This window comes from Vitiosangium sp. GDMCC 1.1324, from assembly GCF_003044305.1.
Lineage (GTDB): Bacteria > Myxococcota > Myxococcia > Myxococcales > Myxococcaceae > Archangium.
Map to the genome: position 1 here is coordinate 19762 of NZ_PZOX01000037.1, position 20222 is coordinate 39983.

General features: G+C 66.3%; 18 protein-coding genes. 4 read left to right on the plus strand and 14 right to left on the minus strand.

Annotated elements, in window-relative coordinates; all coding sequences use genetic code 11:
- Window positions 1-124: 124 nt before the first annotated feature.
- A complete protein-coding gene (locus tag DAT35_RS54785; protein ID WP_108077458.1) occupies window positions 125-838 on the plus strand; it encodes a hypothetical protein in 714 nt (237 codons plus the stop codon).
- A gap of 706 nt (window positions 839-1544) precedes the next feature.
- Here the strand turns inward: DAT35_RS54785 and DAT35_RS54790 are convergent.
- Entirely contained in the window at window positions 1545-1757 is a 213-nt protein-coding gene (locus DAT35_RS54790; protein ID WP_146210270.1) for a hypothetical protein, read from the minus strand.
- A 439-nt stretch (window positions 1758-2196) separates the two neighbouring features.
- On the opposite strand from DAT35_RS54790, the gene DAT35_RS54795 reads away from it, so the two are divergent.
- Together DAT35_RS54795 and DAT35_RS54800 are read left to right on the plus strand one after the other, a co-directional pair.
- Window positions 2197-2415: a hypothetical protein gene (locus DAT35_RS54795; RefSeq protein ID WP_108077460.1), complete on the plus strand. Its 219-nt coding sequence runs from the start codon at window positions 2197-2199 to the stop codon at window positions 2413-2415.
- A gap of 1085 nt (window positions 2416-3500) precedes the next feature.
- The gene (locus tag DAT35_RS54800; RefSeq protein WP_108077461.1) at window positions 3501-4115 is read left to right on the plus strand and encodes a hypothetical protein; all 615 of its coding nucleotides are present in this window, start codon (window positions 3501-3503) and stop codon (window positions 4113-4115) included.
- 542 nt (window positions 4116-4657) lie between these two features.
- Here the strand turns inward: DAT35_RS54800 and DAT35_RS59625 are convergent.
- From DAT35_RS59625 to DAT35_RS54835, 7 genes are all read right to left on the minus strand, one after another.
- On the minus strand, window positions 4658-4912 hold the full coding sequence (locus DAT35_RS59625; protein ID WP_158502336.1) for a hypothetical protein: 255 nt from the start codon (window positions 4910-4912) through the stop codon (window positions 4658-4660).
- A 419-nt stretch (window positions 4913-5331) separates the two neighbouring features.
- Window positions 5332-6207 (minus strand): tyrosine-type recombinase/integrase, encoded by an 876-nt coding sequence (locus tag DAT35_RS59630; protein ID WP_158502338.1) that lies wholly within the window; start codon window positions 6205-6207, stop codon window positions 5332-5334.
- Between the two features lie 589 nt (window positions 6208-6796).
- A complete protein-coding gene (locus tag DAT35_RS54815) occupies window positions 6797-7240 on the minus strand; it encodes a helix-turn-helix domain-containing protein (RefSeq protein ID WP_108077464.1) in 444 nt (147 codons plus the stop codon).
- A gap of 9 nt (window positions 7241-7249) precedes the next feature.
- A complete protein-coding gene (locus DAT35_RS54820) occupies window positions 7250-7534 on the minus strand; it encodes a hypothetical protein (RefSeq protein WP_146210271.1) in 285 nt (94 codons plus the stop codon).
- Window positions 7531-7794: a hypothetical protein gene (locus tag DAT35_RS54825; protein WP_146210272.1), complete on the minus strand. Its 264-nt coding sequence runs from the start codon at window positions 7792-7794 to the stop codon at window positions 7531-7533. The genes DAT35_RS54820 and DAT35_RS54825 overlap by 4 nt, the downstream gene beginning before the upstream one ends.
- Window positions 7791-8096 (minus strand): hypothetical protein, encoded by a 306-nt coding sequence (locus DAT35_RS54830; RefSeq protein WP_108077467.1) that lies wholly within the window; start codon window positions 8094-8096, stop codon window positions 7791-7793. The genes DAT35_RS54825 and DAT35_RS54830 overlap by 4 nt, the downstream gene beginning before the upstream one ends.
- Window positions 8090-8407: a hypothetical protein gene (locus DAT35_RS54835; RefSeq protein ID WP_146210273.1), complete on the minus strand. Its 318-nt coding sequence runs from the start codon at window positions 8405-8407 to the stop codon at window positions 8090-8092. The genes DAT35_RS54830 and DAT35_RS54835 overlap by 7 nt, the downstream gene beginning before the upstream one ends.
- A gap of 1566 nt (window positions 8408-9973) precedes the next feature.
- Between DAT35_RS54835 and DAT35_RS54845 the strand changes: the two genes are divergently transcribed.
- Window positions 9974-10594, plus strand: coding sequence for a hypothetical protein (locus tag DAT35_RS54845; protein ID WP_158502340.1), 621 nt, complete (start codon window positions 9974-9976; stop codon window positions 10592-10594).
- Window positions 10595-10826: 232 nt separating this feature from the next.
- Here the strand turns inward: DAT35_RS54845 and DAT35_RS54850 are convergent, their stop codons facing one another.
- The 6 genes from DAT35_RS54850 to DAT35_RS54875 form a co-directional block, all read right to left on the minus strand.
- Window positions 10827-14249, minus strand: a complete 3423-nt coding sequence (locus DAT35_RS54850) for a helicase HerA domain-containing protein (RefSeq protein ID WP_199243296.1) — start codon at window positions 14247-14249, stop codon at window positions 10827-10829.
- A gap of 21 nt (window positions 14250-14270) precedes the next feature.
- Window positions 14271-15302: a hypothetical protein gene (locus DAT35_RS54855; RefSeq protein WP_108077471.1), complete on the minus strand. Its 1032-nt coding sequence runs from the start codon at window positions 15300-15302 to the stop codon at window positions 14271-14273.
- Window positions 15289-16068 carry an endonuclease domain-containing protein gene (locus DAT35_RS61650; RefSeq protein ID WP_233262273.1) on the minus strand — a complete coding sequence of 260 codons (780 nt, stop codon included), beginning with the start codon at window positions 16066-16068 and terminating at the stop codon, window positions 15289-15291. Before DAT35_RS61650 ends, DAT35_RS54855 begins: the two co-directional genes overlap by 14 nt.
- 989 nt (window positions 16069-17057) lie before the next feature.
- Complete coding sequence (locus DAT35_RS62615; protein WP_108077473.1) at window positions 17058-17636, minus strand: WYL domain-containing protein; 579 nt, start codon at window positions 17634-17636, stop codon at window positions 17058-17060.
- Window positions 17542-18741: a three-Cys-motif partner protein TcmP gene (tcmP, locus tag DAT35_RS54870; RefSeq protein WP_158502342.1), complete on the minus strand. Its 1200-nt coding sequence runs from the start codon at window positions 18739-18741 to the stop codon at window positions 17542-17544. Before tcmP ends, DAT35_RS62615 begins: the two co-directional genes overlap by 95 nt.
- On the minus strand, window positions 18738-19541 hold the full coding sequence (locus DAT35_RS54875) for a DUF5131 family protein (protein ID WP_108077475.1): 804 nt from the start codon (window positions 19539-19541) through the stop codon (window positions 18738-18740). Before DAT35_RS54875 ends, tcmP begins: the two co-directional genes overlap by 4 nt.
- Window positions 19542-20222: the final 681 nt, after the last annotated feature.

Genomic DNA, 20222 nt, shown 5'->3' on the forward strand with positions numbered 1-20222 from the left:
GACAGGACAGAGGCTCCGGAAAGGAGCGGGCCCTTCATAGTCACCGAAAACCTGCCGCCCGGACGAGACGTGTTATCGTGCGCGCCGTCGTCATCCACGCGGCATGTACCGGGGGGAGAACACCATGTCAGAGGGACTCAAGTCCGTTGTCCTGTCTGCAGCCAAAACCTTCATCAACGCCGTGCTGATCGCCGGGGTGGCCCTGGGCGCCTTGTCCATCGGCTACAAGTCGCTCCGTCCAGTTCCTGCAACGGGCGGCGAGCTCGCCATCGCCCTGGCGAAGCAGAGCATGCAAACGGGTGTGGAGGACTTCGCCGGCATGGTGAAGCGCTACATGAACGTCGCCGAGTCGGACAGGCTGGACAGCCTCGTGCAGTCGCGCCTGGGCGAGCTCCGGGGGGCGCTCACGGTGAAGGGGTGGAGCGCGAAGGAGGTGGAAGGTGGCCTCCACCTAGTCAGCTTCGAGTGGTCCAACCCCTCGGGCGGCGGGGACATGGGCATGTACTTCGAGGTGGACACGAAGAATCGCTTCGCGCGGCCCATCGTCCCGGACGACGAACTGGCCCTCAAGTACGGCATCCGCTCGCAGGAGACTTTCGAGAAGGAGGAGGCTCTCACGCGCGAGGTCATCAAGCGGAAGTTCCCCGAGGGGGCGGTGGAGTACGCCAACCACGTCCTCACCGTGAGGGGGAAGTCCGAGGGTGACTACAACCCCGAGGAGGTGGCGCAGAGCATCCACCGAGGCCTGAAAGAGGCCTTCGAGCGCCGCAAGGACAAGTTCCTCCGGGTGAAGATGACGAAGGGCACCACCGTGGCCGAGTACGCTGCGGGGTACTAGCGACTGCACGGCGGGGGGCTGCGCCCCACCGCCGAGAAAGCACCTGAGGCCCGCCGGGAGTGCCAGCGGGCCGCGTGGGCAACCAGGTACTGAAGGAGGCCCCGCTCTCACGGGGAGAATTGCGCCAAGCCACGACGGCAGTGAGGCCCAGAGGTGGACCCCCGCTCGCGCGGGGAGGGTGATTCTGCGGTGCGCTTAAGCGGTGGACCCCCGTTAGCCGGGGAAGGACACGAGCACCAACACCCTCGGGCGGACCCCCGCACTACGGGGGAGACGGCGCAGCGGACAGTAGAGGCCCCGGCAGCACTCAGCAAGAGGGGCGGGAGGCTCCCCTGGCCGCCGTGCGCTCAAGGTTCGCACCCTCGCTCAGCACAGGTGCACCGGGGCAAGCACCAGGAGGGTACGCCACAAAACACGAGAGACGTAGAGGCCCAGCTCGGCACTCCACGGCGACAGGCGCCGCCAGCCGCCTGCGCTGCCCCCCATCCGCCCGCCGAAGAGCGCCACGAGGACGACGGCTCTTGGGGCTATGAGCTTCTGGGGAGCGGGGCGCCTCTCAGGGCGGGACGCGAAGCGAGCAGGCGGACGAGCACACTGCTGGTGCAAGCTTCTCTACGTCCCGCAGGTATTCAGACATCCAGGAGTCCACTGCGGCTCAGGTGAAAATCCCTGGACCGGTTCGCAGGCGAGTGCCGCATCCCAGGTGCTACCGCTTCAGGCGCCGGCCGAACGTCGTGCGTAGCACTACGTCCCCGGCCCTATCCGAGAGCCATCGCATGCCCAGGGTCTTGGCATTGGAGCGGAGCCGAAGGCCTGCGTAGCGGAGGGCCTTGAGGGTGCCAGCCCTCCAAGGCCGGGCGCGGCCGATTGTCTCGTAGGAGAAGACGTAGGCGTTCCCGTCCAGCTTCGTGTCCGTCACCACAACGTGGGCAATCCTCACTGCGTGCGAGTCCGCCCGGGCAGACGAGCGTAGGGCGCTCTCCGGAGTCGGCCCTCGGTTGATCGAGGCGCGCGTCCCCGCCATCATCGCGATGCAGTGGGGGTGCTACTCACCCATGCCGAGTCGGTTTGCTGCCCAATGTCGGCGTAGTTGCTTCGGGTGACGGGGGGATCCGTCGGAGATCCGCCACCCGAACGCGCGGCACCTGTCGCTCTCTATACAGGTCAGCGTGCTTTTTCGCTTGGACAGTTTGCGAATGGGGATGCCCCGCTTCAAATGTTCACCGGAGCACTGACCGACCAAATCGGCATGGGCTCTACGGGTAGTTGGTCTCCCGGCTACCGGCGAACAGGCCTGTAGCAGGCCGAGTGGTACAACTACCCGCTATCAACCCGCTGTAAAACAACGAGGTGTCTTCATGGGCGGCTCTGAGGTCGCTGGTATCGCTTTGTCCGTTGTCAAGGAACTCAAGGACGCATCGACGGTAAACACGTTCCTTGTGGTGGCGTCGTATCTCACGGGGCTGAAGGTGCTCCTGCTCACCTGGGGCGCAATCCTGAAGGTGATCCTGCGCACCTGGGAGCGAAAGCTACTCTCCCCCGAGCCGATGTTGAGGACTCGGAGCATGCTTCAGTAGTAGCCCCCCTCCCCCACCGAGGCCCTCCAGGGTCTCCCGGGATCCTGGGACCTTGCTGGGGCATGGGGGAACATGCGGAAGCCGAGCGGGACGCGGTGGGGGCTGCTGTGCGACGCGGAGCCTAGTTTCCGGCTCCGGACACGACACCCGGTCTGAAAAATGGATGCACCGCCCCGCCTCGTTTACCTCCGTGTGTGGCCCGTGAGGCCTGACGTCCTGAAACACGGGACTGCACAAGTGGGAAACGAATGAACCAGAAAGTCAGCGGCACGGTTAGCGATAAGTACGAACATCCGAATGGACAGATGTACAACTACGAGGGGTCGTTTGAACACGACGGTCGCGAATTGAAGTGGGATGTGCGTGTCTACCACGAATGTACTTTGATTGGGGGGCCGGTCCCCAAATCCGTGTCCGTTCCTGCGTCCACTCCGGATGTTCTCAGGGAGCAAGTGAAACGAGCGGTCGAAGGTGCTATTCACGACTTCGTTGGTATGGACCGCGTTCCCTAATCCTTCTTGGGTTCTCCTTCGGGCTGCCTCTCCAGGCGCCCCGCTGGGCCTCTTTCGGGGCCTCGGGGGTCCCGGCCCCGTAGCGGGTAGGCCCGTCCGGGGCTCCTGGGGGTTGCTGGGGGCCTTGCTGCTGCTCCTACTGAAAGCTCTGCGGTTGCCCTGCGGAGCGCACACGAGAGACCTTGTCGGCTCTCGTAATAGGTCTAAGCCACTATGTCCCGACCTCGGACTCCTACAGTGCCCGTCATCCCTTCTCGTCTTCCGCGCACCGTCATGCTTGACACCTGCACGTTACAGACGGTGTCCACGCAAAGTGAGTTGCGCGAGTGGTTTGCTCAGTGGCTTGAGGCCCAAGATCTCACCTGCTACCTCGCGGAGACCTCGTTGGTGGAAGTAGCCGGGAAGAACGAACAGGGAGTTGCCGAACGGCTCAATGGACTTCGTGCCCTACGGAAGCAGGCCGGAGGGAGGCTTCGTGGGGCGGCTTCATTTGATGACACAGTTCGTGCGCAGTTGCAGCAGCGTCGGCCCGGCCCTGTGGAGGTTCCTCCAGGCCCTAGCTTATTCGAATGGATGACGGGCTTCGATGACCGTCAATTCCCCACGGTATTCGCCCGGGCATCCTTCATTGCTAATTACGTAGCCCGTAAGAAGGACACCCTGTTCGAGATGGATCGTAACCTACGGGATCACGTCCGACGGCTCAGGCAGGAATTCCCGGAAGACGAGCGGGAAATATCGGCGGAGTATGCTGTCAGCGAGATCAAAGGTCGTCGAAGACTCGGAGTCGGTGATTTGATGATCGATACGGCTGCGGAGCGACTGCTTGAGGGCCGAATGACGCCAAAGCAGGTAGAGGAGCGGCTTTCTCAGTGCCCGGTCCTCAACTGCGCCGCACATCTCGTATGGCGGGCCAACTTGGCCAACGCGGCGCCACCAGCGGAGCAACTCACTACGACCCAGAACAGTGTGATCGGCCTCTTTCGGACGAAGTCGGCCAGAAAAGGCGGGCGCGGCGATTGGTACGACTACCTCACTGCGGCTACCGCTGCTGCCTGCACCATGTTCATCACGGGTGATGACAATCTCTTTCGTCGGTGCGAGTACATCCGAGACCTTGGGGTGAGCGGCATCAGGGCTTACGCGGCCAAAGCACTAATAGAGGGGTACTCTTCGGGAAGTGCTTGACCCTCTCCGATGCCCCCGGGGCTCCCTTCAAGGCTCCCCCTGGGGAGGAAAAAACCGGCCCTACCAGGAGTCACCCACAAGGGGACAGGACTGGTAAGGCCGGTGAGGAGCTACTAGCTACGAATGCCCCGGGGGTTTTCCTGGGGTTCTCTGGGCAGAGAGGGTGAGGAACTAGCCGCTAAGGGCACTGCTTCCTGGGGTTCTCTTGGTGAGCACCGGAGGCGCACCTTAAGAACTCTTATAGATACCTATAGAGACTTACGTCTATCTCCCCTCTACTGAAGGGATAATTGGGTCCTACATCTCCCACCCGGCCTGCCCGCCTGCCTCGTTGCCCCTCTGAGGTTCCCTCGGGTTCTTCAAGGCATCCCGCTGGATCAAGTCCCCGGTTTTTCCTCGGGGGACAGGTCACGTAGGGGAACCTTGTAGGCCACGGAAGCAGCTACCTGGGTTGTCACCGTGGGGTTGACTCCTCCCCCTTCCAACCGCGTCAGGTACTTGGGGTGCGGTGGGTGTCAACGTAGTTGTCGCGAGAAGCTGACTCATGCGGTCGGCCGGAGAGAAGGCGCGGCAGGGGTGGGGTGCGGGGAGGGGTTGAGGCGGACGGGGCCAGTGGGAGTCCAGTCGCGGGTGTTGCCGCGCCAGCGCTCGGGGTGACGGTGGTGCGCTCGCAGGTACACCTGGTGGCGGCGAGCCAGCAGTTGAGCCTCGCGGCCGAAGTGCCTGTCGTCTGGAGTGACGAAGCGGATGGCGCTGTGGCGGTGCTGGGAGTTGTACCAGCCGACGAAGGACGCCACCCACGAGCGAGCTTCCTCGAGAGAGGAGAAAGGCTTATCCAACAGGCGGTAGAGCTCTCCACGACGTGGGGTTGTGCGGCGACGAACTGCTGCGCACTGGCATTGGGAGCGTCCGGAGCACATGGGCGAAGAAGAAGACGAAGCGCGAGCAGAAGCTGGCGGCATTCCGATGGAGGTTGAGCACCTAGTTGTCGGCCACGGTGCGCTGAAAGAGAGCGGGGGATGCCGAGGGGCTCGGGGAGCCTGCGGGCCTCGTCGAGGACGAGCATGCACAAACGCGCGAGCTCGCCGGCGCAGCCCTCGTCGGTGGTGAATCGCTGCGCAGTTCGGGAGCGCACGGCGAGGACCTCCAGGCTCAGGGGAGAGCGCATGCCATAGCCTGCACCCAAGCCAGGGGAGGACGGGCGCGCCCGAGGCGTTCAGTCCTCCATGAGGGAATCCACGGCGGCCTCCAGGTCCTGCTGGGTGGGTTGCAGGTAGAGGGCAGTGGTGGCGGGCTTTGCATGGCCCGCGTAGGCGGCGACCAGGGCGATGTCGTGTCCCTTGCGGCGAGCCAGCTCCGTAAGCGTGGTGTGGCGGAGCACATGAGGGGTGACGCCGGTGACACCCGAGAGGCGCTCGTACTTGTCAACGAGCCGCCGTATTGAGCTTGTGGCGAGCGCGCCTCCGTACCGCCCCGGGAAGAGGTAGGGCCCAAGGAGGGGACGGGCGGCGAGCCAGGAGGAGAGGGCGCGGCGCACGCCGCGGTGGAGGGGGATGGTGCGTTTGCGCGAACCCTTCCCCTGCACTCGGACGCTGCCGCAGTGCTCATCCAGCTCCACGTCCTCGAGCCGCACGTGCACGAGCTCGTCCTCACGAATTGCCGTGGCGAGGAGCAGCTCACACACGGCCTGGTCCCGGAGGGTGCCGTGCTCCTTCACGGTGGCCAGGAAGCGCTTCTTCTCCTTCGCCCCCAGGGCCCGGCGTTGAGTCGGTCTCAGCGGCGCCACCCGGATAGCGGCGAGCCCCCCCACGGGTGACTCGCGGCAGAGCTTGGCGGAGACAGCCCAACGGAAGAAGGAGGCGAGGCCAGCACGGCGGCGGTGGAGCGTGGCGGGCTTGGCGTTGAGGGCGGAGAGATAACCGCGGACGTCATCGCTCCGAACGCCCCCAGGGAAGAGCGAGCCCCCCTCGCGCTCGAAGTGAGCGCGGAAGGAGCGCACGTCGCCGACGTAGGCCCGCACGGTATGCAGGGGCTTTCGCTGGCGATCCAGCTCCCGCCGGTACTCCTCCACCACCTCGTCAGCGGATAACAAGCTTGCGCCGTTATCGTGCGTCATGGAGACGCGATACCACGAGGAGAGAAGGAGGGCCATGCCTGCCCGGGAGCGGGACGCACGATAACGGCAGGTTTCGAGCGTTGCACCAAGCTCGCACACACATTGGCTGGCCGTGTGGGTGGTCGGCTCCAATGTAGGACATTCAGCCACCTCGGGAGCCTTTTCGCGTCGAGCAACGTCGGCTCCGCATGCAGCTCGTGCGCGAGCATGGCCCCAGAAGGTCCGGGAGGGCCTCTCCGCACGCGCAGGGGGGCAGGGCGACGGCATGGACGGTTCCCCTACGCAGGTCCGCTGCGAAGCGCTCGGAGGCCCCCTGGCGTGGATGGCCGGCGGGCGGGAGAAAACGAGCAGGCCAACACGGCGGCAGCTCCTTGAACACGTGGCCCGGAACCTCGCTTGCTGCTTCTCGGGGCTGCCCACATGCCCCGCAGAGGGGTCGCAGCGGAGTTGCTCCGTGAAGGCGGAGTGCCTGGAGGCGGACGCGGAGCGGCTCGGCGCTCGACGGTGTCCTGCTGGCCGACGCGCCTGCGGTAGAGACGACTGGAGCGCGCCCACCCTCTCGGATTCAGCTTCGCGCCTCTTCCTCGCTGGTGGTTTCCTTGGAAGGGGTGCCCCCTTTCTCTCCAAGGATGGTGGCGAGGACGCCCAGGATACGCAGTTCCCTGCGCGGCAGACGTTTGGTTCGGCGAATGAGACGCCGGTGCTCCGGCGAAGCCCCCTCGTCGCCGCCAGCATCGGTGGCCGGTGGGCGGGGAGGGAGCCTGGCCTCCTTGTCGATGGCGAGGGCCGCGTCGGCCGAGAGATTCAGGACGAGACAGACCTTGCGGAGGGTGGGGACGCTCGGAGTCATGTTGCCGCGCTCGAGGCGGCCGTACACCTCGGTGGCAATGCCGACTCTATCGGCGACGTCCTCTTGAGTGAGCCCGGCCTCCACGCGAGCGGCGCGGCAGGCTTCACCGATGTTGGTAGCAAGGCGTTTGGGAGGGTAGGTGTTGGAGAGACGCGGCATGGGGTGGGCTCAGGCGAGCGCAGGACGGGGGTTGAGGTTGGTAAGGGCAACGAGGACACGCGTGTCCGAGAGCAGCCGCCTTCCGGCGGCGTCCCTCGCGGTGTAGGCGGCGAGCCACTGGGCCCGTGCGGCCTCCTCGGCCGGGGACTGGTAGCCGTCAGCCTCCATGGCGTCGAGCCAAGCGGTGATGGACAGAAACTCCCAGAGGGTTGCGCGCGTGAAGGACTCCAGGGTTTCGGAGAACTGGAGGAAGAGAGGTCCGAGGTACGCGGAGAGCGGTGGCGGTGGCATCACGCGGCTGCCCTCGGGCAGAAGAGCCGAGGCGCGGGCAGCGCGCGCGCAGCCTCCCTGGCCGCAGTGAGGGCCCGCTCGCGGTAGCCTTCCTGCCAGTCGTCACGCGCGGCGCGCTCCGGCAGGCTGTTGAGGCCATCGCACCACGCCGCGGTGAGCCACTCCTCGCGGCACAGCCTCTCGCTATGAGCGGCCTCAATGAGAGAGCCAAGCGCCTCCAGGTAGCCGAGCACGCAGGGGAGGGCGGAGAGCGGCAGCATCATCTCCTTTCCCCCAGGGAGCGCAGCTCCCGCCCCATCTGTTCCAGGAGGTGGCCGAGCTGCTCGTATGAGAGGGAATAGCGGAAGGCCAGTTCGTCCACGATGCGCTCCACGGCGAGGCGTGCGTGCGCGCCTACTGGCGCGGAGAGGACGGCCGTGACGTGGAAGGGAGGGCGACGCCACCAGCGGTCCACGGCGATGCCGATGGTGAGCGCCATTAGCGTGAGAACGCCGAGGGGGACGTCGCCCGAGAGGACGAGGAGAACGCCCAGAGTACCGTAGAGGTAGTGTAGCGGAGTCAGCATGGGGAGACGGGCAACTCGTTGAGGGCGAGGCGTCGGTTGAGGGCGCGGGATTCGAGAATGCAGGCGCACTGCGGGCACAGGCCGCGCAGCTCGTAGGCGATGCGAAGAAGTCGGGACTCGGCGTTGCCAAGGGCGAGGGCGTCAATGGCGGTGGAGCGGGCCTCTTCGGTGGGGAAGGTCTGATCGACGATGAGCTCGCGGAAGATGTGGCGCTGATCGCGGACGAGGCGGCGAAGATCACCCGCGATCTGCCATTCGCACCGGGTACGCTGGCCGCAATGCCGACACACTTCGCCCCGACGACTACCCACGGGACGGCTCCTCTATAGAGAGGCTCGTCAAAGAGAGGACCCGAGCGAGCTCCCGCATGACCGTGGTGACCTGCTGGCGTTGCTGCTCGGTACAGAGGTCCAGGAGGGGCGAGCCTTCGAGTGTGGCCCGGCGAATCGCCGAGGCCGCGACATGGGCGGCCAGGAGGCGCGCCTCGGCAGGAGAGAAGGGGGCGCCGCCGGCTCCACAGGCGCCAACGGGCCAGGTCGTGCCCACCGGAACGAGCAGCACAACACGGAGCAGAGTCTCGTCAGGGGGCAACTCGGGAAGCTGGCGCACGGTGGGGCTCCTCCACGCGCATGGCATACCATGCGCTATGCCCGCATCACAATCCCAGGCCGTACCTGCACGAGGCCTGTGAGCCTCCGCGTGCAACACCCCAGTGCGTCCAGCAGCACCTGGAACAACTCGGCGTACCGCTGTCGTTCACCCGATTTTCCGGCCCGGACACAGAGTGCGAGCGGAAGTAGCACCCCTAATGATGGCGGCCGGAGCACTGGCGCGGGAGCTGGGCGGACGCATGGGTCGCCAGCCACTCGCCCCCGCCGGGTGCCCCAGCGGCATGGTGGTCGTTCGGAGCGGAAGGGTGTTTGGCGCCGTGCTCCCGGGGGGCGGAGCGCGGAAGCCTCGTTCCGGCGCGGCCAGCCGCCCTGAGGCTTGAGGGCCCGAGAGGGCCCGCATGACGGCGCCGTTAGGCGCCCACCGCTTGGAATCCGGCGGTTTGCGGGCACTTTGGCCGAGTTATCCACAGGGCCCACGTCGGGAAAAAAGTGGAGGGAAGGTGGGTCTAGGAAGGATCGTCTAGGAGGATCACGCAAGCGGCGGTGATCGTTCAGGAAAACGGCGATCCGGATACCCAGACTGACGTACCTCGATACCCAGACTGACGCACCTCAGATACCCAGAGTGACGCAGCTCCCGAGGGACGACGAGATACCCAGAGTGACGTACCTCTTGTCGGCTGCTCGCCCAGGTAACCCCGCGAAAACACGTGAGCGCGACATCGAGCCCCACAGCTTTTCCCCAGGAGCTTTGAGAATGGCACACCATGCGCTTTAGAGAGCATGTTGTAACATGCCGTAACTATTCGGGTAGGGCTCCGCCCCCCCACAACGACGCAGCGCGGGCCAGCGCATGGCACACCATGCGCCGCCTTCCCCCCTCAGGATCTGTCGTGCTATAGCACGCACTTTTTCCCGCGCTTTTTGTCGTGCTATAGCACGCACTTTTTCCTGTGCTGCAGAGTGGCACACTGTGGGAACCGTGCAAAAAGACGGCATGGTACAACATGCTCAAACCCGCCTCGGCGGGACCAACCTCACAGGAAGGATGCGGAGACCCTACCCGCATGCGCCACCTGTCGGACGGAGGGGAGCCCAGCCGGCTGAGCGGCAGGCGTCGAGGCACGGAAGGGGCCGTAGCGGGCACCTCGGGTGATGGCGGGTTGCCGGCCAGAGGCCTCCCGCGTAGAGCGTGAGGCCTGCTCGGGCCAACGCTCGAGGACGAGCTGGAAGGCATGGCTTCCAGGTTCCCTATGGAGATGAGCGATGACGGACGCCCGCAAGCCCCCAACTGCGCCTTCCGCCGGGCCTGAAGCCAACAGCCAACCCTCCGAGGAGGTTCTGCGTCAGGCCCGTGAGCTCGGCGTCGAGGTGGTGCCTCCGGGGCGGCTTCGTCGGTGCCTAGTGCGTGAGCCAACGCTCCCGCGCGCTACCCCCGCTGACGTGGCTCGGTACGAGGGCCAGCTCGTCGCACTCGGTCGCGCGGCACAGGCCGAGGGAGCCGAGGTGGGGACCTGGGTAGGGGCCGCGCTGCGCCAAGTGGCCGCGGAGCTACCTGGAGGGGCGGAGGCCCTGGTGGAGCAGCGCCCGGGCTCCTGCGAGGCGGACCTCGTGTACCAGCTCCTCACCGAGGGCGCGGACAGCGCGGCGAGGGCGCGGCCGCCTCACCATGCGGCGCGTGTGGCGGCTCGCCTCGTGCATCTCGTGCGCGAGGCCCACGCGACGCATGTGGAGACTCCCGGCTGGCTCGCGCGGGGCCTGGGCGCTGTCGCCGCAGTGCTGCCGGGCAAGGCGGACGAGTTGCTCGAGCATCAGGGCAGCGGCACCGAATTCTCCCTCGTGCGCCGCCTCGTGTACGGCACCATTGGCTGGCCAGCGGGCGCGTAGCATTCAACGCTGGAGGCCCAGCACCTGGGTCCGCTGTCGCGCACCGACATCGCGCACCAGAACCGGTGGCACGCCGCCCGGTAGCCACCTGGAATCAAGGCGGGCGAAGGTCGCGCCCGGCGGGTAACTGGGAGAAGGGGAGGGCCAAGAAGAGCCAGCTCCACACCACGCTCTCCACCGACACCAATGAGGCAGGGCGAAGGCTGTCGCCCCTGGAGCCGGGAAGCACATTTCAGCGGGAGACGCGGGCGGCCGTGCTCAAATCCAGCGTGCGGCGTGCGAGCCGGAGGATTTCATCCTCGCCGAGTTGCTCCGTGAGGATGACGTTCCGGTCCGCCTTGAGCTGCTGCACTTGTCCATCTCGCTGGAGGTGGAACTGGCCGGTCTTCTGGGCCGCGAGCTTCGCGGTGGCATCTCCGCCACGAGCATCGGTGAACATCGGCTTGAGCTTCTTGAGGGCCGTGTCCTCCTTCACGCGGCCGACGAACCAGGTGCGCACGTTCTCGCGACACCTGTAGTCCAGGTCCCCCGGGCTCTGCGTCGCCAGCATCACCCCCACGCCCGCAGAGCGCGCGCGCTTGAGCAGGTTCTCCATCGGCTGCTTCGTAGCGGGCCGGCTCTGCGCGGGCAGGTACAGGTCCGCCTCGTCGAAGAGCAGCACCGCCTGGAGCTCGGGCGAGGGGTGCTGGCTGGCCCAGCGGTTCATCTCCGCCAGAAGCTGCGACACCCAGAAGAGGACGCTCGGTGTTCCCCCCAGGAACTTGGTGCTGATGATGCTCAGCCGGGTTCGTCCCGGCACGCCCGTGGGCCCGCGCCCGAGCAACTCCTCGATATCAAGCCGCTCGCCGCTGGCGGAGAGCAGGACGCGTGTATTGAGGCGAAGCATCGCCAGATCCTGGCCCAGCTTGGCGAACACCTTCGGATCCAACCCATGGGCCTCCTCGACGAGTACCGGGTCCCCGGATTGGACGAACTGCTGCACCATCTCCAGTGTCGCGTCCCGCCCCAGCGGGCGCTGCACCAGGAGTTGGAGTGCCTGCCCGAGCAGAGCACGCGCCGCCTTGTCCCGAGAGCTACTCTTGTACTCGAGCATGCCGGCGATGGCGTCCGCTGCCTGCTGCACGCCCTGCTCACGCTCGTCTTGGGGCAGCATCTCCAGGCCCCGCGGTATCACGGGAATGGCCAGTGGCCGTCCGTCCGAGCGGCCGGGCGTGTAGAGCGCCACGTCCACGCGCTCACGCAGCAGGCGGCGGCGCTCAGCAAGTGGCCCGTCCTCCAGCTTCTCCTGCCACGCCGCCTCCCGTGCATACGCGGCCAGGTCTCCCTTGCGGTCCACGAGGATGGCGGGAACGCCGCGCAGCAGCAGTTGCTCCAGCACATTGAGCGCCGCTGTCGTCTTGCCGCTTCCCGAACCGCCGAGGAAGGCACTGTGCCTCGTCAGCTCGCCCGGCTCCAAAGCGATGGGCTGGGTGAAGAGGCCTTCCTGGGTACCCACCTTCAGAGGCCCGGTAAGCGTCTCGTGAGAGGAGGCCGGTTGCGACGGGGCGGCGGGGCTACGCGGCGCGGGGCATGGAGAGACCGTCGTTTCTGTGCCCCGATGTCCGTCGCGCGCTGGTGGCGAGACTGAATCTGCGGGTGGCGGAGCGGAGGTCATCGTGGGCACGGTCATCTCGGGTCGAGGCAGCACCCCCGGTGCAGCATCAGCTGATGGAGCAAGAGCCTGGGGGCCTGACATCGCGGCCGCGCCGGTCCCAGCTTGGGACAAGAGACCCGTGCTCCCACTGGAAGGCGAACCCCCATTCCGAGACGTGGGGGGCGGCGACGCGGGTGGCGGCGTGGTGTCCATGAGCTTGAAGCCCAGGATGTCGCTGACCGGCTTCACTCGGGTAATCGGCCGGGTCGTGCGGCCCCACTCCAGCAACGCTGGCTCGGTGTGGTGGGCCAGCCAGAACGTCTGGAGCGCTACCAACTGCCTGAGGTCGTTGTCGCTGAGTACCGTCCGGCGTCCGCCCTTTTTCTGCAGGGTGCTGATCTGATTGGCCACGACGGTACCGATCGACGAGGGGTACTCGGTGGTGCGGACGAAGACGGGAACCTTTCCCGTGGCGGCCTTGAGCGCCTCGGCCATCTGCTTCGCGAGTTGCCCGCCTTGTGGCCGCTTGTTGCAGAGCGCCACAAGAAGCTGGCTTCCCTCGGGCTGCAGGGTGACGTCCAGCAACTGTTCGTCCCGCTGCTGGACGGAGAATCGCGCCGCACCATCCAGTTCGCTGCTACCCACCTCGATGGCCCACGCCAGGAGCGCCGCGATCTCCCCGTCCTTGCTTGGAACCTGGGCCTGGAACGTCGCGCGAAAACGGGTCCATGCCTGCTCCATGTCCACGGAACCCGAAGCCGATGTGGTGGGCTGCGCGCCTCCTCCGCCTCGCCGCTCCTCGGATGCCGGGAGGGGAAACTGGGTGGGCAGACGGCGCTCCTGGATGGCCCGCTCGCGGAAGCGACGGAGCGCGTCCAGCACGTTTCGGGTTGGCGTTCCACCCAGCTCCCTGAAGCCGCTGGCGGGAAACGGCCATGTCGGATCCGCTGGGTCGACCGTGGCGCCGCGGTCCATGTAGAGGTGCCTCAAGCGCCGTGCCGCGATGGCCTGCGCTGTTTCCGCTGACACCAGCTTCTCGAGCTCCAATGGCTCGGGGTCATGCTCGATGCGGTCCAGCATGGAGCGCAGGAGCTTCTCCCGCACATCGAACCAGAAGTCCGAGAGGCAGCAGACGACGACCACTGCCCTGGGAATCTTTCCAGCGAGGTGGGCAAGAATGTTCATCGCTCGGCGGAAGGCAGGTTCCATGTCCGGGCGCTGTTTGAAGTCGCTGATGTCCTCCACCTGGTCCACGCAGATGACGAAGGCCTGTCCCAGCGCGCTCATCAGCCGGCCGAGTTGCTCCAGCATCCACCTCGGAGCCTCCTCGCCACTCCGTGGGACGAGGCTCGCAATCACCTTGCTGTCCACCGACGATAGCTCCCTGCAGCACAACCACTGATGCACCGCGCGGTGCAGGCGGCGATCTCGGTTCTGCAAGTAGAGCAGGGCGCGCAGCAGGTCCACGTCCACCGTACGGAAGCGGGGATCCGCCTCCTGCAGGTCGAAGGCGACGGATGTGACCATCCCGTGCAGCTTCTCGTTTTCGAGGGGGCGCTCCGACGCTATGAGCGGCACGTAATCGCCGGTGCAGCACTTCATCACCGCGTCGGAAAGTCGCTTCAGACCTGATGTCTCGCCGGCGAGCTCGTCGTAGGGGTGGTCGTTGAGGGAGCCAATCAGCTCGGTGAGGACGTAACGTTCGTAGTTGGGCGTGTCGACCGTCATCGGCATGTAGCCGACGTAACCCTTCCCCTGGCCGTGAACGAGGCTGCGGAAGAAGCGCACGAGGTGCGTCTTGCCGCTGCCTGCCTCTCCGAGCAACAGCAACAGCTTCCCGGTCCCGGGCGAGCGCATCCCCACCGCACGCTCCAGCAGGCGTTTGAACTCATGTCGGGCCGGAGCGTTGACGGACTCCTCGTCAAACGGGTCTCGCGTCCAAAGGTCCTCGCCTTGCTGGACACTGCCGAACACCTCGCAGCCATCAGAGAGGAAGGCCTCGAGTCGTGGGTCGGTGCTCACGGGCGCTCCAGAGGAAGCGGGTTAGAGGACGACGAAGTGGAAACTGGCTCCATGAGAGCGGACCTCTGACTCGGCCACGTCCGAGGGGTTCATGACTGAAACGAGGTCCGCGCGGCTCAGCGACAGGTGACGGGCACGGTTGGCCTCCAGCAGCGCCGCATTGAATGCCTCGCGGCTGCTCCACTCTGGCTGAAGCGCCCGCCATACGTGGGCGATGAACACCTTGTTGGGCCCGAAGCGGCCTCCTGCGGGCACGGTGCGGGCCACCTCGAGTACGTGCTTCGCGAAGGCCTCGGTGGTGCTCGTGGGCGAAAGGGTTGTGGCCGCCGGAGCCGCGGCAGACGAGGGCACCGTGTCCCGTCCGGCGTTGGCGACGGACGTGGACTCGGTCGACGGCATCAGCCACCCGCGCAAGGCGGCGATTCGCACGACCTCGGCATCCACGCGCGTGGCCCCGACAGCACGTGCGGCGAGTTGCTCCACGCCCCGGCGTGGGTTGCTGACTTCCATCTCCAAAATCTTGCTGAGCAGGTGCGCTTGGACCGCGGACAACGTGAACGGCCGGTCTGTCTCGACGCCGAGCTGGCGCCACAGCAGCCGGTCACGTACCTGCTCCAGCGTGGGGTCCTCCTTACCCTCCACCCCGTACCGACGCTTCAGCACGGCGGCGCGAAGGCCACTCGCCTTCGCCAGCCAGGTCAGCGTCGCGCGCGAGGGGGGCAGGCTCAGGCTGCGCGCCTGCAGGTGCGTGGCCTTCAACTTCTTCCACGTCATCCCCCGCGGCAGTGCGTCCTGGCTCAGGAAGCGCAACACCTGCTTGCGGCCCTCCGCAGTCAACTCCAGGCCGTCCCGTCCGCGCTCCGCCACCTGACTGCCCCGCAGAAGCTCGGCCACCAACGCCTCGGAGCGCTCCTTCCACTCCGCACGGCTGAAACGGTTCTCGACGAAGGGGCGCAGCGCGTCCTCGAGCGCCTTGCGTGTACCGCGCCGCTGCGGGCGCGTGGTGAGCCACGACAGGGCGAGCCCTGTCAGCCGGGTGTCAACGGTGTCCATGGGGTGTCTCCTGCCCGGCGAGTTCCTGCCTCCGGGCGGCAATCAGCTTGTCGAGGTTGGTGAGGATCTCTTCCAGGCGACGCAGCACGTCGTCGGCCAGGACGCGGTAGACGAGGTAGCCGGCGCGCTGGAGATCCACGTCCTTGCGGCGGTCGCGGCGGAAGGCCTCCTCGTCCCGGAAGTGGTAGTACCCGTCGATCTCCACCGCCAGCCGCAGCTCGCGGCAGAGCAGATCCACCTGCCACGGGCGCTCGCCATCCTCTACTTCCAGCGACTCGTTCTGCACGAAGAGGCCCCTCGTGGAGCGATGGTATTGGAGGATCTCAAAGAGGACGCGCTCGGGCCTGCTGCGTGCGCGGTCCCGGCCTTTCTCCCCCTGGGGAGAGGTGAGGTCCTGCTCCAACTCGGTAAGGAGTGAGATGATCGACTCGGGGATACCTTCCTGGCGGAGCCGTGTTGCCGTGAGCCTCCCCGCGCCAATCCTGGTGAAAGGGGAGGGAGGCTCCTCAATGTCCAGCCGGCCCTCCATCATCATGGCGGGCACCCGTGAGTTGCCCCGGCGTAAGTGCTCGGCGAAGGACTCAGGAGAGAGCACACACGCGGCGGTGAGCGATGGGGCTGCCGCACAGAGTGACGTGACGGTGCGCAGGCCCAGGAAGGCGTCACGGCCTGCCCGGAAGCGTAAGGCTGGCACGTCCGTGGTGGGAACGAGCGCCAGGAGCATCTGGAGCGCCGCGACGGGCCCGCGCGCGATGGTTTCGCGCACCGCGTTCGGGAGGACTCCGGGCGGAGACGGGACAGGCCCCTCCAATAGACGGCGGCAGAGCTCCCACGTCGGCAGGGCAGGGGGCGGAGGAGGGGTTAGCCCGTTCAAGAGGACGCGTCGCTCGTGGGCCGTCTTACGCCGGAAGTTCAGTTCGTGCTGCGAGCCCGCAGGCTGGCAACGGCTGACGAAGGCCTCCGCGTCCGCAGTCAAATCCCGTCCCCGTGCGAGCACCGTGGCCCACGCGGAGACCATCTCGCGTGCGTCCTCTGATTCCGTGGCGGCGACGCGCAACCGCCGGCGATGGACCCACTCCGTCCACACCTCCAATGCGCGCTCCTGCTCTCCCACGAGGACGCTCAGCAGGGCATGGCCTTCTGCCCGTCGCCGAGCATGCCGGTCGAGTGCATCGAAAAGTGAGGCGTCTCCCGCTAGTCGCAAGCAATCCCCCACGTCGCGCGGCGTGCACCACCCCAACAGGTACTAGCCTGCGCCGACGCCACCGTGGCTTGCAAGCGAAGCCACGGCGGCGTGCCCTCGTGACCCGGGGCCACCAGCTACGCAGCCGACCGCAGTGCCTGCTCGTGAACGGAATGACCCCTGGATGGAGAGGAACTCTCCCCCATGGCGACGGTTCACTGCAGCCCCCCCCCGCCTCACGGCAGCGGAGCCGGACGCGGCTCGCACGGGCCAGGCGTGGCGCTGGACCGCGAAGCCTTCTCAGGCCGACGCCGCTCCGGACCGTGGGTAGCGGCCATTGCTGCCCATGGGTCTTGTGCCCGAAGGTTCCATTGCCCCAATGGCCAAGGCCTCACCTAGCAGGCGCGCGAGGGCAGTGACATGGCGTAACACTCCGTTGCCGTGCGGTGGAGGGCCTCTCACGTTTGCTCCGGGCCGCAGGCTTCGCGGTCCGCACCGCAAAGGGGGCGCACGTGTCCAGCACCTGAAATCCGCAGCGATGGCCCGGTGTCGAAGCTCGCTCCCCCCGTCACTCACGTGCGCTTGCCGACCCTCGGCGGCGCCTCGCTGGCAGCGCGTGTCCCTGTCGAAGACGAGGGGCTCGCGGAGTCCACCGGCACGCCCTCGTAGCGCTGCGCCATGGCGCGGGCCTTCCTGGCTACCCGTTCCCGCAGCTCGGGGGGCCCGATGACCTCGGCCTCATCTCCGAACCCCAGAACCCACGCCTCCACCTCCGGGCAGAGGTGGACGTCGCGGTGACGCGCACCTCGTGGTCGGAGAAGGTGGCGTTCTGCGAGCGGTGCCACCGGTGCGTGCGCACATGCGTGGCCCAGCGCGGCGCCAGCAGTATCTCCACCCGCCGCACTGCAGGACAAGCGCGTCACCGCGCGATGTGTGCTCAAGGACGTAGAGGCAGCATCCGAAGGGAAGGGGTCCACCGCAACCGCAGGGCGGCCTGAGTCCCCCGTCCGGAGCGCGGATGCCCACCGCGAACCGCCTCGTCGAAGCGCTTCATGTTCAGCTCGCGATGGTCGCTGTGACAGCAGGGCCAGTCCAGACGACATGATGATCGCCGTCGAGCTTTGGCACGCGCTCCCGCCCCTGCAGCCCATCAATCTTCAGCAGCCCCTGTTCCGACCACTCTTTCAGCCACTGCTTGAGGTCGGACTCGAACGTGAGTGGAACGGTGAGCACGCTCGAATAGAGCTCGCCGTAGCGGACTCGCCTCTTGCTCTCGAGGTCCCGCCGCATCCTACGCTGCGCTAGCTTGCCGTAGTGCTCGCGCAGGCTCTGGTAGTGCCTGTCGTGCCGCGGGATCTCGTTCACCATGTCGAACAAGCCAGTCTGGCGTTGGTCACCCTTGCGGTCCTGAACGACAGCGCGCTGCTGGCACATCGCCTCCATCGCCTTCTTCTCGGCGCCCTTGAAGACCTCCAACCCCTTGGGGTTACGCGTCCCAAAGATCAGGTGGAAGTGCGTGCGGTCCATCGACGGGTTGAGCACGACAGCCGCAGAGACGTGTTCGTACCCGCCCGTCTCGCGAATGGCGCGCAGGTACTCCGAGACCAGGATGTCCTCACGCTCCAGGCCGGTCTTCCCTTCGACCCGATCGAGCACTCGCGCGCACCGAGTAGACCCGTAAAGCGCCTCGAATCCCTCCCTCTGCCCTTCCTCGGGGTGCTCGACGAGGCGGCGGATGTGGCCCGTCATGAAGTTGATGAGCACCTCACCAGGGTTGAGCTGCAGAAGCGGCTTGATCGCCTCCAAGCCGAAGCCGGTCCAACCGGTAGGGTCGATGAACAGGAAGGGGAAGTTCTTCGGAGGACCGGCCTTGACGAAGCGGACGATGTCCTCAATGCGGTTTTCCAGTTCGTCGTGACGGGTCTCGACCTCGACGCGAGCCTCCGTTCCCCGCCTGTCGGCGAAGTCTTTGAGCCGCCTGTAGGCGTCGGCGTCCCTCTCCACGAAGAACGCTCGGAGGTTGAGCGCGCCACCTGCCGCCTCGCGCGCCTTCTCAAGCTCCTCTAGGGCGATAGAAAAGGAAGTGTCCTTGAGGTCCTCCGACTGCTCCTGCCAGGGACCGGAGAAGCAGTCGACGTACGTAATGGTCTTGCACCAGGAGCGGATGATAGGTGCGAACCGCTGGAGGTACTCCGACAGGAAGAGATGCTTAACACCTGTCTGCTCTCGCCCTTTGTACAGAGAAAAGTCGATCACGAGCACCTCGCGAGGTGGGTTTGTACCTCTTCTATAGCAGCTCGCCGGTCCTCCAAGCTTGCGATGGGCAGATTTGGCACTGCGGGCAACTCATCATGGGTGCGGCCCTCCAGCTCTCGGCCCATCCGGCTCTTCTGCACTCCGCCCCACTGCTTGAAGAAGAAGGGCACGCGCGCACGTAGGCACTGGTCCCTGAGCGAGGTCACCCACTCAGGGCGAAGCGGACGCGCTCCTGGGCCGCTCTCGCCTCCAACGATGACCCAGTGGATGCCGTCGAGATTGATGGTTCCCAGCCCTTCGAGCAGCGGCTCAACCGACAAGAAGCGGACGCGGGCCGGGGCTTTTCGCAGGTGCTCAATGCGCGGCAGACCGTACCGGCGATCCTCGACACTCACGCCCCACCAAATGTGCGACCGCTTCGAGGCGAAGCGCAGTTTCGTCTTGAGTAAGTCGCGCATCCGCTCCGAACGCTTGGTGAGCACCTGGTAGGTGTGCCAGTCGGCCATCAACATCACGCGAACGACCGAGACGATGTACTCGTCCGGCACATCCTTGTGGAACAGGTCGCTCATCGAATTGACGAAGACCCGCTTAGGCACGGACCAGCGCAGGGGCTCGGCGAGCTTCTCGGGAACGAGCCGAAGGTCGAAGCCCTGCTCATATGGGTGCCCGGGCACGCCTCGGAATCGCTCGGCGAATGTCTCGGCGTAGCAGTGCTTGCATCCGGGCGAGATCTTCGTGCAGCCGCGAACGGGGTTCCACGTCGCGTCCGTCCACTCGATCTTTGACGTAGCAGCCATTTTCCTTCCCGAGGAGGTCTGAACCTTCGTTCAGACTAGCACTCCGCGTGGACAGGAGAGTGCTCGAAGTGGCCGCAGGCGGGGTTCTCGCCGCCGGTTAAGCCAGGTGCGAAAGCGCGCCCCGCTGTAATCAACGCCCGGGCTGGTCGACGCACTTGTGTTACACCGCCCCTCCATCGGCGGTTAAGGTGCCACCCGCAGGGGGCGGGGCCTCTTCCGGAGTCTCCGGTGCGGCAATGGGCCCACCTCTGTCGAACCACGTGTAGATGGTGGGGAACACCAGCAAGGTGAGCAGCGTCGAGCTGACGTGGCCCTCGGGACGGCCTACAGCTCAGGCACCTCGTACCCGGCGAGCCGCAGCACGCCCGCGAGCTGCTCCATCTGCTTCTGCGCGAACTGCGTGCCCAGCACACCACCACCAACTCCTTCGCGCGGGTGAGCAGGCGCTCGAAGGACGTGATGAACGCCTGTCCATCCACTTCGTAGATGCGGTGCCGCCCCTCGCGCCGCGCACGCACGATGCCGGCGTCCTCCAGAACTTGAAGTGACGTGAAATGACGGAGCGGTCCTGGGGCATGTACCCCGCGATGGCGCCCACGTCGCTCTGGGCAGCTCGGCGCGGAACAACGGAGTATGGCCATGTCGGCCCGGCAGCGTTGGAGCCGCCTCAGTGGCCCTCCT

Bases quoted from the DNA above. Each gene is read 5' to 3' on its own strand.
- DAT35_RS54825 (WP_146210272.1), bottom strand. From the start codon at position 7,794: ATGATGCTGCCGCTCTCCGCCCTCCCCTGCGTGCTCGGCTACCTGGAG.
- DAT35_RS54815 (WP_108077464.1), bottom strand. From the start codon at position 7,240: ATGCCGCGTCTCTCCAACACCTACCCTCCCAAACGCCTTGCTACCAAC.
- DAT35_RS62615 (WP_108077473.1), bottom strand. From the start codon at position 17,636: ATGGGCTGCAGGGGCGGGAGCGCGTGCCAAAGCTCGACGGCGATCATC.
- DAT35_RS54800 (WP_108077461.1), top strand. From the start codon at position 3,501: ATGACGGGCTTCGATGACCGTCAATTCCCCACGGTATTCGCCCGGGCA.
- DAT35_RS54785 (WP_108077458.1), top strand. From the start codon at position 125: ATGTCAGAGGGACTCAAGTCCGTTGTCCTGTCTGCAGCCAAAACCTTC.
- DAT35_RS54845 (WP_158502340.1), top strand. From the start codon at position 9,974: ATGACGGACGCCCGCAAGCCCCCAACTGCGCCTTCCGCCGGGCCTGAA.
- DAT35_RS54875 (WP_108077475.1), bottom strand. From the start codon at position 19,541: ATGGCTGCTACGTCAAAGATCGAGTGGACGGACGCGACGTGGAACCCC.
- DAT35_RS54855 (WP_108077471.1), bottom strand. From the start codon at position 15,302: ATGGACACCGTTGACACCCGGCTGACAGGGCTCGCCCTGTCGTGGCTC.
- DAT35_RS54795 (WP_108077460.1), top strand. From the start codon at position 2,197: ATGGGCGGCTCTGAGGTCGCTGGTATCGCTTTGTCCGTTGTCAAGGAA.
- DAT35_RS54830 (WP_108077467.1), bottom strand. From the start codon at position 8,096: ATGCTGACTCCGCTACACTACCTCTACGGTACTCTGGGCGTTCTCCTC.